The sequence below is a fragment of the Aquimarina macrocephali genome (genome assembly GCF_051627225.1).
GTDB classification, from domain to species: domain Bacteria; phylum Bacteroidota; class Bacteroidia; order Flavobacteriales; family Flavobacteriaceae; genus Aquimarina; species Aquimarina macrocephali.
In genome coordinates this window covers 2,896,698-2,910,665 of sequence record NZ_CP151795.1, presented here as the reverse complement: position 1 = coordinate 2,910,665, position 13,968 = coordinate 2,896,698, and the positions used below count along the sequence as shown (strand labels likewise).

The following is a 13,968-nucleotide window of genomic DNA, read 5'->3' as shown; positions in this document are numbered from 1 at the left end:
TCTTTTGATTATACTGTTTTACAGCAGCTTTTTAGCAGAAAAAAGAAACTTCCCTAATTAAAAGGGTAAGTTCCCTCATTCACTTTCTCTAATCCCTCATTTTAGATTTTTAGTCAAAAAAGTTAGCTATAGTTTTATCCAAAATTAAAAAAGGGAAACTATGAAGACATTTTTTACATGGAGTATATTATGTTTACTTGTTACTATTTCTTGTAACGCAAATAATAAATCGAACTCCGATCTCGCATTTCAAAAAGAAAAAAACCACCTGATACAGACTACTAAAACTGATCCGAATACGCGTAACATACAAGTAGCTTTACTATTAGACACCAGTAATAGTATGGACGGTCTTATTGACCAGGCTAAGGCTCAATTATGGGAAATCGTAAACGAACTTTCGTATGCTAAATGCGGACATAACAAAATAAAGTTGGAAATAGCGTTATATGAATATGGTAATGATGGATTACCATCTCAAGAAGGTTTTATTAGACAGGTATTACCGTTTTCTGATGATTTGGATGAGATATCAAAAGAACTTTTTGCACTTACTACCAATGGAGGAAACGAATATTGTGGCAAGGTGATCAATACTTCAATTAACCAATTAGGTTGGAAAAAAAATAATGATCACTTAAAATTAATTTTCATAGCGGGTAATGAACCGTTTACTCAAGGTCCTGTGGATTATAAAGATGCAGCTACAGATGCATTAGAAAAAGACATTACAATTAACACTATTTTTTGTGGTAATTACCGACAAGGTATCGAGACGAGGTGGAAACACGGAGCAGATATCACAACCGGAGAATATAGCGCCATAGATCATAATCGTGAAACCATACATATTGCAACACCATATGATGATATTATTCTCGAGCTCAATCATAAACTAAATAGCACGTATATCTATTATGGCCATCAAGGAGCTCAAAAAAGACAATTGCAAGCCGAACAAGATAGTAACGCAAGATCTTATAGCTCTGCTAATGCTGTAAGCCGAACCGTTAGTAAGAGCTCTGGTTTCTATAAAAACAAAAGCTGGGATTTAATTGATGCTGCAGAAGACGAGGCTTTTGAAGTAGAAAAAGTAGCTAAGGACGAATTACCAAAAGAGCTTAAAGGAAAATCTAAAGCCGAGTTAAAGCAATATATCGCAGAAAAAAGTACAGCACGTAAAGAGATACAACAAAAGATTAAAGAGTTAAATAAAAAGCGTGTATTATATATTAAAGACAACAGTAAAAAAGATGATACAAATCTCGAAGCTGCTTTACTAAATGCAATCAAAAAGCAGGGAAGAAAAAAATCTTTCTCCTGGGAAGAATAAATTCTAAAATAATAATGCATTCAAAGAAAAATAAATATTCAAGATGAAAACAGTTATTAAAATAATCATACTAATTCTAATACCCATATCCATGCAGGCGCAGCAACAAAAGAAGTTATCAAAATCGAATGTTGATTATGAATCTTTTCTGGAAATATCTGAAGAAATTTTAGAATATAGGAAAGAACGATTAATCCCTCTGGAAACTTTTCTAAAGTATATGACAGATGAGAACACTATTTTATTAGATACTCGCTCTGAAAGTGCTTACAAACAAAAACATCTTAGAGGTGCTACCCACATCAATTTTTCTGATTTTACAGAAGGCAAACTGGCAAAGAAAATACCTTCTAAAGAAACTCGAATTTTGATTTACTGCAATAACAATATTGATGGAGATTCTATTAATTTTGCTTCTAAAAAGGCTCCTTTGGCATTAAACATCCCAACATTCATAAACCTCTATGGATATGGTTATAAAAATGTATACGAATTATCCTCTTTGGTTCCTATAAAAGATCAAAGACTACAATTCGATGGTACTTTTACCAAATAAAAATAGAAATGCCTGCAGATTTGCAGGCATTTCTATTTTAAGTAATATTTTTTATGCTTTGATTAGTTTTTTGAATTAACGGCAGGACAATTACAGTTCCATCTTTCTTTACGTTTTCCAAAATCGTATCCAAGAGTAATTTGGTGAAAACCTCCATTACTAACGACTACCGAGTTTAATTGATAACTATAGGTATACCCAGCCATCCATTTTTTATAATTAATTCCTAAAAATGGGGTTATGTATTGCAGTTGCTGGCTCTCTATCGAAGTACCATCCTGAGAAAACTCTGCTCCATCCAGACTACGTCTGTAAGATATCCCTCCCCATAAAGTACTGGAGCTAAAATCCCGGTACACTTTTAAATTAGCATCAATAGTACTTTCTTGAGTTTCATCTGTAGCTTGATACATGATAGATGGCTCTAAACTCCAAGGAGTAGCGCCAATGCCAAATAAATATCCTAAAGAAAAGATATATCTACGTTGATTATTAGATTCTCGTATTGGTGTATCATTATCAAAAATATCACGAACAGTTGGTAATATATTTTTAACAGTAATATGAGCATACCACTCTAAAAAGTTATAGGATAATCCTACATCTACATTATAATATACATCTTTTTGTACTCTATCCAGAATTACAGGATCAGGATCAAAAGGATCATCAAGACCTCTTAAATCTACATTAGATTGTATTAAGCCGGCACTAAGACCAAAAGATAACATGTTTAAATCTGTTCTATCTCTAGAAAACAAAAGATGGTAAGCATATGTTAAATACAGTCCTGTTTGAGAAAACCTTCCATTTTCATCCCTATATACAATTCCTCCTAAACCAGATTTCTCACCAGTTCTAAAATTAATATTTAAAGTCTGTAAATTAGGAGCATTATTCACATCAAACCATTGCTTTCTAGCGGTAAGTCTAATTTTATTAGCGTTTGATGCACCAGCCATTGCAGGATGTATCAAGTACAAATTATCAGAAAGATAATCAGAGTATACAGGAATACCTTCTTGCGAAAAGACAAATGGAGATACTAGTACAAATACTACTACATAGAATGTTTTTAAGTTCATTTGAGCACTATCATTTTAGGGGCTAAAATAGAATTTGTGAATTCAATCTAAACTATTAAAAACAGTTTATATTGTGAGGCTTCACCTTAATTTTTAAAATAAATCATTGTATTTCAATTGTTCCAAAGATATAAATTTTTGTCAGAATACAAGATTTATACTTTTTGATGCCAAAATAAATCAAAGAATTCACAATCTCTCGCACGTTGTTATTTTTAACTCATTGATAGACATTAGAAAAAATCTTTGACCATAATATTTTACACAAACACAATTACATTCATACAATATAACAATGTCTAACTTAGATTTTGTGATGAATTATTTTAGCAGGTAATTTTATCATTCTTTATATTTCTACAAGTATTACTAATGCAATAAAAAGAACCAAAATCATACACTTTCTTTATTTACATTTATTCAAGATTAGTTAAAAATTGTTAGCATTACAAATACACTACTAATATCGTGTTGCTTTTTAGTAAATTTGCAAAAAAATAGCGCATGGAAAAGAATTTTGAAATAAAAATAGAAACCACTTCAAATCCAGGTATTGTTAAGTTTGAAGCCAATTACTTTCTAACACAGCATACCAGTTATGAGTTTGAGAATATAGATCAAGCCAAAAATGCTCCTCTTGCACAACAGTTGTTTTATTTACCATTTGTAAAAAGAGTTTTTATTGCACAAAATTTTGTTGCTATAGATAAGTATGATATTGTAGAATGGTCCGATGTGCAAGAAGAAGTTGCCCAACAGATCAAAGATTATCTCAATAGCAGTCAGCCTATTGTTATTGAAACCGAAGATGAAACCACAAAAAAAGTCCCTATTACTATCTATGCAGAGAGCACACCTAATCCTGCTGTGTTAAAATTTGTAGCTAATAAAAAATTAGTTACTTCGGGACATGAATTTAAAAATATCGATGATGCCGGTGAAGCCCCTTTGGCACAAGAATTATTTCATTTTCCATTTGTTAAAGAAGTATACATTGATGAGAATTATATTTCTATAGGTAAATATGATATGGCAGACTGGAATGATATCACTACAGAGGTCAGAGATTTTATACGTAATTATCTGGAGCAAGGGAAAGAAGTTTTAACTGCCAATGCGGCTGCTACAAAAGGAGAAGTAGAAAAACAATCTGATTTAGATTTTGAAAACCTCGATGATGTTTCAAAAGATATTGTAAATATTATTGAAGAATACATAAAACCAGCTGTAGCCAGTGATGGAGGTAATATATTATTTGATTCTTATGATCCAAAGAGCAAAGGTGTAAAAGTTGTTTTACAAGGTGCTTGTAGTGGGTGCCCTTCTTCTACTTTTACATTAAAAAACGGAATCGAAAACATGTTGAAAGAAATGCTAAAAGATAAAGTAGAGTATGTAGAGGCTATAAATGGTTAATACTGTTCATAAAAAACCTTAAACATAGTCTTTTATCTATTCTCTATCATATTAAATTATCCATATACTAATACCAAAACACCTAATCATACACTTTTTAATACATTTCAAACTATTGATTATAGATAATTTATAAAACCGACATATATTAGCTACTTAAAAGAAGTACAAACTATTTTTATTAGTGTAAGTTAAGAATCATCCCACGAAAATATTTTTTGGGTTTTGAATGATGAAAAAATCACTCAAAGTCAATTATTGATATAATGTATGACAAAAACAAACATAATAATGTCCAGCATTTTATAAATAACGCTCTCGATAATTTAGAGTTATTTAAAGGATCATTTACATCTCATCAATTTAAACCTCATTTTCATGAAAGTTATACTATAATTTTTATGGATTACGGTATTGGTGATTATTCTAACGATTCTTCTAATTTCATTTTATCCACTGGCTCAATCCTTGTTTTCAATCCCTATGAAGTACACACAGGGAAACCCGTGAATAATTCTCCATGGAACTTTCTTACTATGTATGTTCCAATTGGAATCATGAAAAAGGCTATGGACACTCTAAATCTGCCTATAGAGTTACCTGTTTTCAAAGAAAACATTATAAACAATAAGGTATTATTCAAAAAAGGAAAAGCCGTATTTCCGAATTTGATTTACAATCAACATAATCCAAAGTCCGAATGTTTACTCATGGACTTTCTTAAAGAGCTTATCCAAAGGTATGCGTATACTGAAATAAATAATGAACCAATTTCAGAAAAACTTATTGTTGCACGGCAAATCAAAGAATATTTACACGACCATTATCTAGAAGAAGTTTCGACACATGATCTTTCTAACTTAACAGGCATTTCAGAATACGGATTGATCAAATCTTTTAAAAAACAATATCAGCTACCTCCGCATCAATATTTAGTAAATCTTAGAATAGAAAAAGCTAAAAAACTACTAACAGAAAGATTATCTGCAACAGAAGTTGCCTACCAGTCTGGTTTTTTTGACCAAAGCCATTTTACCAGGCATTTTAAAAAAATAATAGGTATTACCCCTAAACAATTTGCCAATAAGGTTATTACTTAAAACATTTCCTTACAGACTACAAAGCACCATTCTATCTCTGTTTTCACTTTATAAAATCGATACAAATATTCGGTTGCAATTTTGTACTATTTTTTCAATTTTATTCTTCACAATTTGCATCCGTAAATTTTTGATTCATAAAATCTTATACGTCAAAAAAATACAGTAACCAAAATCCGATGCTCAATATTGGATGTAATATGCTAAAAAAAGAAAATATGGTACAAGATATTCAGGACAATGAGATAAAAAACCTTATCGCAGAAGAAACAGAACGTCAAGAACATGGAATAGAACTAATTGCCTCAGAAAACTTTACATCTAAGCAGGTTATGGCGGCCATGGGTTCTTCTCTAACCAATAAATATGCAGAAGGGCTTCCTGGAAAAAGATATTATGGCGGTTGTGAAGTAGTCGATAAGGTAGAGACACTTGCCATAGATAGAGCTGCAAAACTCTTTGGAGCAGAATGGGTAAATGTACAACCGCATTCTGGAGCACAAGCAAACGCAGCTGTAATGCTAGGCTGTCTTAATCCTGGTGATAAAATACTAGGTTTTGATCTATCACATGGAGGTCATCTTACTCATGGATCACCGGTTAACTTTTCTGGTAAACTTTATCAACCAAGTTTCTATGGAGTAGAACAAGAAACAGGTCTTATCAACTGGGATACCGTTGCAGAAACAGCAGAAAGAGAAAAGCCTAAATTAATTGTTTGTGGAGCATCTGCCTATAGTCGTGATTGGGATTATGAAAGATTAAGAGCTATTGCAGATCAGACAGGAGCTTTATTATTGGCCGACATCTCTCATCCGGCAGGATTAATTGCTAAAGGTTTACTAAATGACCCTATAAAACATTGTCATATTGTAACAACCACAACACACAAAACATTGAGAGGCCCAAGAGGAGGAATGATCATGATGGGGCAAGATTTTGAAAATCCATGGGGTCACGCTACCAAAAAAGGAGTAATCAAAATGATGTCTAATGTTTTAGATATGGCTGTTTTCCCTGGAACTCAAGGAGGACCATTAGAACACGTAATCGCAGCAAAGGCAGTTGCATTTGGCGAAGCGCTTACAGATGACTACAAAGTATATGTAGAACAAGTAGCAAAAAATGCCAAAGCAATGTGTGCCGCTTTAATAGAAAGAGGGTATGATATTATCTCTAACGGAACCGATAACCATATGGCTCTTATTGATCTGCGATCAAAAGACATCACAGGAAAGTTAGCAGAAAACACTTTAATAAAAGCAGATATTACAATTAATAAAAACATGGTGCCTTTTGATGATAAATCACCATTTGTAACATCTGGTATGCGATTAGGAACATCAGCTATTACTACCAGAGGAATGAAAGAAAATGATATGTATACCATGGTTGGTTTTATAGATGAAGTATTATCAAACCATGATAATGATGCTAAGATTTCATCTATCAAAACAGAAGTAAATAACTGGATGAAAAAATTTCCATTGTATAAATAAAAACAATCTAGCGGATAGTTATATTATGAAAGATCTAAGTACACTTAAACAAGAATTCCTGCCAAGACATATAGGTCCGGGTAAAAAGGAAATTGATCAAATGCTAAACGTGATTGGTGTTTCATCATTAACACAGTTAATTGATGAAACGGTTCCAAAAAACATTCGTTCTACAAAACCATTAGCATTACCAACAGCTCAAACAGAATTGGAGTTCCTTACCAACTTCAAATCTATGATGGAAAACAATAAAGTATTCCGTTCATTTATAGGAATGGGATATCACGACTGTATTGTACCACCAGTTATTCAGCGAAATATTCTTGAGAATCCAGCTTGGTATACTGCGTACACACCGTATCAGGCAGAGATAGCACAAGGTAGATTAGAAGCCTTGATCAATTATCAAACCATGATTACAGATCTTACAGGAATGGAACTAGCCAATGCTTCTCTTTTGGATGAAGCTACGGCTGCAGCAGAAGCCATGACACTTCTATATCGTGTAAAAAGCAGAGCAAAAAAACAAGCCAGTACATTTTTTATTGATAAAAAAACATTTCCGCATACCATAGAGCTTATTATAGGTCGTGCAGAACCTATTGGTATTAATGTAATTGTTGGAGATATCGCTGAACTTGACATCTCAAATCCAGATCTTTTTGGACTTCTTATCCAATATCCAGATAGTGATGGCGCAATTACAGATCCAACGTCTTACATTACTGAAGCACAAAAGCATGAAGTAAAAATTGCTGTAGCATCAGATCTAATGGCATTAACACATATTACTGCACCAGGCGAAATGGGAGTAGATGTAGTTGTAGGTACTTCACAAAGATTTGGAGTACCCTTAGGATATGGAGGGCCACATGCTGCTTATTTTGCTACAAAAGAAATATATAAACGTCATATTCCTGGTAGGATTATTGGAGTAACAGAAGATAGCCATGGTCGTCCTGCATATCGAATGGCACTACAAACCAGAGAGCAACACATTAAACGAGAAAAAGCTACCTCAAATATCTGTACCGCACAGGTATTACTTGCTGTAATGGCTGGTATGTATGCTGTGTATCACGGGAAAGATGGTCTATCTCAGATCGCTAATAAAATCCATTTATCAACGGCTAAACTTAATCAGGAATTAGAAAAACTTGGATATACGCAAACTAACACTCATTTTTTTGACACTTTAAAGATTAAAGTTGAGGACAAAGAAAGTATTAAAAAATTAGCACTGGATAAAGAAATTAATTTCAGATATTTTGATGATAATCATATTGGGATATCACTACATGAGAAGACTACATTAGCAGATCTACAGGACATCATCGAAATCTTTGCTGCTGCAAAGAGTAAAGCTGTGAAAATAACAGATTGGAAAATTGATACAACTGTAATCCCTGCTTCTTTACAAAGAAAATCTTCTTATTTAGAACACCCTGTATTTAATTCTTACCAGGCAGAGCATGAAATGCTTAGATATCTAAAAAGGTTAGAAAATAAAGATCTCTCATTAGTACATTCTATGATTGCCTTAGGTTCATGTACCATGAAACTTAATGCAACTACAGAGATGATGCCTTTATCTTGGGGTGAATTAGCTAACATTCATCCTTTTGTACCTACAAATCAAGCAAAAGGGTATCATCAAATGTTTGAACATTTGGCCTCATGGTTGGCAGAAATCACTGGTTTATACACCACCTCTCTACAACCAAATAGTGGAGCCCAGGGAGAACTTGCTGGTTTAATGGTTATAAAAGCATATTATGCAGATAAAAACCAAACCCATAGAAATATAACTCTTATCCCATCCTCTGCACATGGTACCAATCCAGCAACAGCAACTATGGCGGGTCAACAAGTAGTTATTGTATCCTGTAGAAAAAATGGGGATATAGATATTGATGACTTGCGTGCTAAAGCCGAAAAGCATAAGGATAATTTAATGGCATTAATGGTTACCTACCCTTCTACTCATGGTGTTTTTGAAGAAAACATCAAAGAAGCTTGTGAGATTATTCATGATAATGGAGGAAAAGTATACCTGGATGGAGCAAATCTAAACGCTCAATTAGGATTAACAAGTCCTGGAATTATCGGTGGAGATGTATGTCACCTTAACCTTCATAAAACCTTTTGTATTCCACACGGTGGTGGTGGACCAGGAATGGGTCCAATTGCAGTAAGTAAAGAACTTGCTCCATTTATACCTGGTAACGCTGTGGTAAAAAACGCAGGAGGAGAAAAAGCTATCGCAGCTATCTCTGCAGCACCTTGGGGTAGTGCAAGTATTCTTTCTATCTCCTATGCATATATTGCATTAATGGGAGGCGAAGGATTGACCTCTGCGACAGAAATGGCAATTCTAAATGCTAACTACATAAAAGAAAAACTTGTTGATCATTACCCTATCCTATTTACCGGAGAAAACGGGCGTAATGCCCATGAGCTTATTATCGATTGTAGAGCATTTAAAGAAGAAGATATTGCCGTAACTGATATTGCAAAAAGACTTATGGATTATGGGTTTCATGCACCAACAGTATCTTTTCCTGTTGCGGGAACCATTATGATAGAGCCTACAGAAAGTGAAACTGTAGAAGAGCTCGATCGTTTTATTGATGCTATGATTAGTATCAGAAGTGAAATAAAAGAAATAGCAAACGGAACTGCCTCTAGAGAGCAAAATGTATTAAAAAATGCACCTCATACAATGGAGTTTATCGCTCAGGATAATTGGGATATGCCGTATTCCCGAACCAAAGCCGCTTTTCCGCTATCTCATATAAAAAGTAATAAATTCTGGCCTAGTGTAGGTCGTGTAAATGATGCTCATGGAGACAGAAATTTAATGTGCAGCTGTCTACCTGTTTCGGCTTTTGAAGAAGATACTAAGAATACAGAAATAACTATAAACTAATATGGAAACAGAACTAATAAGTATAGCTCTCGAAGCTAAACATCAGGAATTGGGAGCAAAAATGGTCCCATTTGCAGGATATTTAATGCCACTTCAATATACCTCTGTAGTACAAGAACACAAAACCGTAAGAGAAGGTGTTGGTATATTTGATGTATCGCATATGGGTGAATTTATCCTTAGAGGCCCTAAAGCGTTAGATTTAATTCAGAAAATAAGTAGTAATGATGCTACCAAATTAAATATTGGAAGTGCCCAGTATTCTTGTATGCCTAATGATAAAGGCGGTGTTGTTGATGATCTTATTATCTATAAACTAGACGATCAAGAATATCTATTGGTAGTTAATGCCTCTAACATTGATAAGGATTGGAACTGGATAAAAAGTCATAACACAGATAATGTAGAAATGATTGATCGTTCTAATGAGATGTCACTTTTTGCTGTACAAGGCCCACTTGCAAGTCAGGTATTACAAAAACTTACCAAAGTAACTCTTGCTGATATCCCATACTACACTTTTGTTATGGGCGAAATTGCAGGAATACAAGATGTAATTATTTCTGCTACAGGATATACAGGTGCAGGAGGTTTTGAGCTTTATGTGCCTAATTCTGGAGCCGAACAACTTTGGGATGCAATTCTCGAAACCGGAAAAGAAGATAACATTCAACCTATCGGACTTGGAGCAAGAGATACATTACGATTAGAAATGGGATTCTGTTTGTACGGAAACGATATTGATGATACCACCTCTCCATTAGAAGCAGGATTAGGTTGGATTACAAAATTTACTAAACCTTTTATCAATTCTGAAGCCTTACAACAACAAAAAACAGAAGGGATTACCAAAAGATTAGTTGGTTTTGAAATGATAGAAAAAGGTATCCCTAGAGCTGGATATACAATATATAATGAAAATGATGAACTTATCGGAAAAGTAACTTCCGGAAGTCAATCACCTATATTAGAAAAAGGAATAGGACTTGGCTATGTAACGGTTCCCCACGCTAAAGCAGACAGCCCTATTTTTATCGAAATTCGAAATAAGCGTATCAAAGCAGTAGTTAAAAAAACACCCTTCATAAAAAAATAAAACTATGAATATACCAGAAGAATTAAAGTATAGTAAAGATCACGAATGGATCAGAATAGAGAACAATATTGCACATATAGGTATTACCGATTTTGCACAAGGTGAGCTAGGAGATATCGTTTATGTAGAACTCGAATCTGTGGATGAAGAACTTAATGAAGGAGAAGTAATGGGATCTATTGAAGCGGTTAAGACTGTTTCTGATATTTTTATGCCCATTTCAGGTACTGTTATCGAAGTTAATGAAGAGCTGGAGTCAAATCCAGAAATGGTAAATTCTGATCCTTATACCAATGGCTGGCTTGCAAAAATAGAGATCTCTAATCCAAATGAAATTGATGCTTTACTAAATGCTGATGGATATAAAAAATTGATAGGTGCAGAATAATAGTCTTCTATCAAAAATTTAATTGGTATGCTTTTAAACGATAAATTGATAATTATATCGAAAAATCATATAAAAGAATACATGCTATTTTTTCCGAAAAGCAACTGTTTATTGTATCTTAGAGACTCTTTTAAAAAATTAATTTAAAAACTCATAAAAATGGCAATTATTAAAGTTATTGAAGTTCTAGCGAATTCTGAAAAAAGCTGGGAAGATGCAACCAAAAATGCAGTGAAACAAGCTAGCAAATCGGTAAAAAATATTAAATCGGCATATATAGTTGACCAAAGCGTAGTGGTCAAAAATGATGACGTATCCGAATTTAGAGTGAACTTAAAAATCTCTTTTGAAGTAAAATAATAATTTTATTTCTTCTTTATAAAAAGCATCCTGAATTATTCAGGATGCTTTTTATATTTTTATACATTACTAAAATCGACTCTGGTGAAATATTCATATCTCATTATACTATCGTTATTGTTCACAACGTGTACAAGTCAAAACAAATCTTCTATGGAACAACATGCCTATACTAATGACCTTATTCATGAAACCAGTCCATACCTCTTGCAACATGCACACAATCCCGTGAATTGGAAACCTTGGGGAGAAGAAGCACTACAACAAGCTAAAAAAGAAAACAAGCTTATCATTGTAAGTATAGGATACGCAGCTTGTCATTGGTGTCATGTTATGGAACATGAAAGTTTTGAAGACCCAAAAGTAGCAGAAGTCATGAATGCCAACTATATAAATATTAAAGTAGATCGTGAAGAACGACCAGACATAGACCAGGTATATATGAGTGCTGTGCAATTAATGACCGGTAGTGGTGGTTGGCCTCTTAATATGGTTATATTACCCGACGGAAGACCTGTTTGGGGAGGTACTTATTTCCCTAAAGGAAATTGGGTTGATGCATTAAAGCAAATTTCAAACTTATATGAAAAACAACCCGATAAGTTAATAGAATATGCCGAAAAACTGGAACAAGGAATTAAAGCTGTAGACCTCATCGAGGTAAATACTAATGCTCTTAATTTTGACAAAGAATTTATAGCATCTTCTGTAAAAGAATGGAGTTCTCATTTTGACCATCAAAAAGGGGGTACAAAACGAGTCCCAAAATTTATGATGCCAAATAATTATCATTTCCTTCTTCGATATGCCTATCAAACCAAAGACGAAACACTATTAGATTTTGTAAAAAACACCTTGATAAAAATATCATATGGCGGGGTATATGATCATGTTGGGGGAGGATTTTCCCGATACTCTACTGATGGGAAATGGCATGTTCCTCATTTCGAGAAAATGTTATATGATAATGCGCAATTGGTAAGTCTGTATTCTGACGCTTTTTTGGTCACCAACGATCCCTGGTTTAAGGATGTGGTATATGAAACTCTGGATTTTATATCAAGAGAACTCACCAATAAAGAAGGTGCCTTTTATTCATCTCTGGATGCAGATAGCAAAACTCTGGATGGAGAATTAGAAGAAGGAGCTTTTTATGTATGGACCAAAGAAGAACTAAAAAAAATAGTCCCAGATGGTGACTATCCTCTCTTTGCTGATTATTACAATATAAATTCATACGGTTTCTGGGAAAAAGAAAACTATGTTCTAATTAGAAAGGATACTCATCAAAAGTTTTGTGATAAAAATAATATCGACAGCAAAGTCTTGATTAAAAAGATCTCTCAATGGAAACAAATTTTACTTCATGAACGTGAAAAACGCTCTCGACCACGATTAGATGATAAAACCTTAACCTCCTGGAATGCTTTAATGTTAAAAGGTTACCTGGATGCTTATAGAGTTTTTGGAGAGAAAAAGTTTTTGGATGCTGCCTTAAAAAATGCAAATTTTATCAAAACTACTCAGTTAAAAACTGATACCTCTTTATTTCATAACTACAAAAACGGTAAAAGTACCATTAATGGGTATTTAGAAGATTATGCATTAGTTATTGAAGCCTTTATAGCTTTATACCAAAACACATTTGATCCCGAATGGCTAGAGATATCAGAACAACTTACACAATATACTTTAAGTCACTTTTTTAATGAAAATAAAAATATATTCTATTTCACTTCTGATCAAGATCCAAAACTCATTACGCGTACTATAGAGTATAGTGATAATGTAATCCCGGCATCCAATTCGATTATGGCTAAGAACTTGTTTCTACTATCTCATTATTATGATCGTTCTAATTACAAAGAAATAAGTGAACAAATGTTACATAATATTAAACCGCAAATCAAATCTTATGCATCAGGATACTCTAATTGGTTAGATCTTATGCTTAATTTTTCTTTTGACTTTTATGAATTGGTTATTATAGGTAAAGAAGCAAAAATCAAATTAAAAGAAGTAAATCAAATTTATATTCCGAATAAGCTAATGGCAGGGGGTACATCAGATTCTAATACAGCCTTATTAAAAAACAGATTTGTTAAAGACAAAACTTTGTTTTATTTATGCGTAAATAATTCATGTAAATATCCGGTTGAAGAATTTAAAAACATTTTACCTTTAGAGTAAATATCCTTGGAAGAAA

At 33.4% G+C, this 13,968-nt stretch carries 11 protein-coding genes; 10 read left to right on the top strand and 1 reads right to left on the bottom strand.

The window, feature by feature from the left end:
• Positions 1-160: 160 nt before the first annotated feature.
• Positions 161-1,333 (top strand): vWA domain-containing protein, encoded by a 1,173-nt coding sequence (locus AAFU52_RS12560; RefSeq protein ID WP_024771577.1) that lies wholly within the window; start codon positions 161-163, stop codon positions 1,331-1,333.
• A 43-nt stretch (positions 1,334-1,376) separates the two neighbouring features.
• Entirely contained in the window at positions 1,377-1,889 is a 513-nt protein-coding gene (locus AAFU52_RS12555) for a rhodanese-like domain-containing protein (protein WP_035092652.1), read from the top strand.
• 62 nt (positions 1,890-1,951) lie between these two features.
• Here AAFU52_RS12555 and AAFU52_RS12550 read toward each other — a convergent pair whose 3' ends face one another.
• Positions 1,952-2,974, bottom strand: a complete 1,023-nt coding sequence (locus tag AAFU52_RS12550) for a PorP/SprF family type IX secretion system membrane protein (protein ID WP_024771579.1) — start codon at positions 2,972-2,974, stop codon at positions 1,952-1,954.
• A 504-nt stretch (positions 2,975-3,478) separates the two neighbouring features.
• Here AAFU52_RS12550 and AAFU52_RS12545 point away from each other — a divergent pair.
• The 8 genes from AAFU52_RS12545 (at position 3,479) to AAFU52_RS12510 (ending at position 13,952) form a co-directional block, all read left to right on the top strand.
• The gene (locus AAFU52_RS12545) at positions 3,479-4,390 is read left to right on the top strand and encodes a NifU family protein (protein WP_438426594.1); all 912 of its coding nucleotides are present in this window, start codon (positions 3,479-3,481) and stop codon (positions 4,388-4,390) included.
• Positions 4,391-4,656: 266 nt separating this feature from the next.
• Positions 4,657-5,490 (top strand): AraC family transcriptional regulator, encoded by an 834-nt coding sequence (locus AAFU52_RS12540; protein WP_024771581.1) that lies wholly within the window; start codon positions 4,657-4,659, stop codon positions 5,488-5,490.
• 200 nt (positions 5,491-5,690) lie between these two features.
• A complete protein-coding gene (glyA, locus tag AAFU52_RS12535) occupies positions 5,691-6,989 on the top strand; it encodes a serine hydroxymethyltransferase (protein ID WP_167549789.1) in 1,299 nt (432 codons plus the stop codon).
• Positions 6,990-7,014: 25 nt separating this feature from the next.
• Positions 7,015-9,918, top strand: coding sequence for an aminomethyl-transferring glycine dehydrogenase (gene gcvP, locus AAFU52_RS12530; protein ID WP_438426593.1), 2,904 nt, complete (start codon positions 7,015-7,017; stop codon positions 9,916-9,918).
• A gap of 1 nt (position 9,919) precedes the next feature.
• Entirely contained in the window at positions 9,920-11,014 is a 1,095-nt protein-coding gene (gene gcvT / locus AAFU52_RS12525) for a glycine cleavage system aminomethyltransferase GcvT (RefSeq protein ID WP_438426592.1), read from the top strand.
• A 4-nt stretch (positions 11,015-11,018) separates the two neighbouring features.
• A complete protein-coding gene (gene gcvH / locus AAFU52_RS12520; protein WP_438426591.1) occupies positions 11,019-11,402 on the top strand; it encodes a glycine cleavage system protein GcvH in 384 nt (127 codons plus the stop codon).
• A gap of 159 nt (positions 11,403-11,561) precedes the next feature.
• The gene (locus AAFU52_RS12515) at positions 11,562-11,762 is read left to right on the top strand and encodes a dodecin family protein (RefSeq protein WP_024771586.1); all 201 of its coding nucleotides are present in this window, start codon (positions 11,562-11,564) and stop codon (positions 11,760-11,762) included.
• 153 nt (positions 11,763-11,915) lie between these two features.
• Entirely contained in the window at positions 11,916-13,952 is a 2,037-nt protein-coding gene (locus AAFU52_RS12510; protein WP_438426590.1) for a thioredoxin domain-containing protein, read from the top strand.
• Positions 13,953-13,968 lie beyond the last annotated feature (16 nt).

Coding starts and splice junctions, on each gene's coding strand:
- AAFU52_RS12560 (WP_024771577.1), top strand. CDS start 161: ATGAAGACATTTTTTACATGGAGTATATTATGTTTACTTGTTACTATT.
- AAFU52_RS12555 (WP_035092652.1), top strand. CDS start 1,377: ATGAAAACAGTTATTAAAATAATCATACTAATTCTAATACCCATATCC.
- AAFU52_RS12550 (WP_024771579.1), bottom strand. CDS start 2,974: ATGAACTTAAAAACATTCTATGTAGTAGTATTTGTACTAGTATCTCCA.
- AAFU52_RS12545 (WP_438426594.1), top strand. CDS start 3,479: ATGGAAAAGAATTTTGAAATAAAAATAGAAACCACTTCAAATCCAGGT.
- AAFU52_RS12540 (WP_024771581.1), top strand. CDS start 4,657: ATGTATGACAAAAACAAACATAATAATGTCCAGCATTTTATAAATAAC.
- glyA (WP_167549789.1), top strand. CDS start 5,691: ATGCTAAAAAAAGAAAATATGGTACAAGATATTCAGGACAATGAGATA.
- gcvP (WP_438426593.1), top strand. CDS start 7,015: ATGAAAGATCTAAGTACACTTAAACAAGAATTCCTGCCAAGACATATA.
- gcvT (WP_438426592.1), top strand. CDS start 9,920: ATGGAAACAGAACTAATAAGTATAGCTCTCGAAGCTAAACATCAGGAA.
- gcvH (WP_438426591.1), top strand. CDS start 11,019: ATGAATATACCAGAAGAATTAAAGTATAGTAAAGATCACGAATGGATC.
- AAFU52_RS12515 (WP_024771586.1), top strand. CDS start 11,562: ATGGCAATTATTAAAGTTATTGAAGTTCTAGCGAATTCTGAAAAAAGC.
- AAFU52_RS12510 (WP_438426590.1), top strand. CDS start 11,916: ATGGAACAACATGCCTATACTAATGACCTTATTCATGAAACCAGTCCA.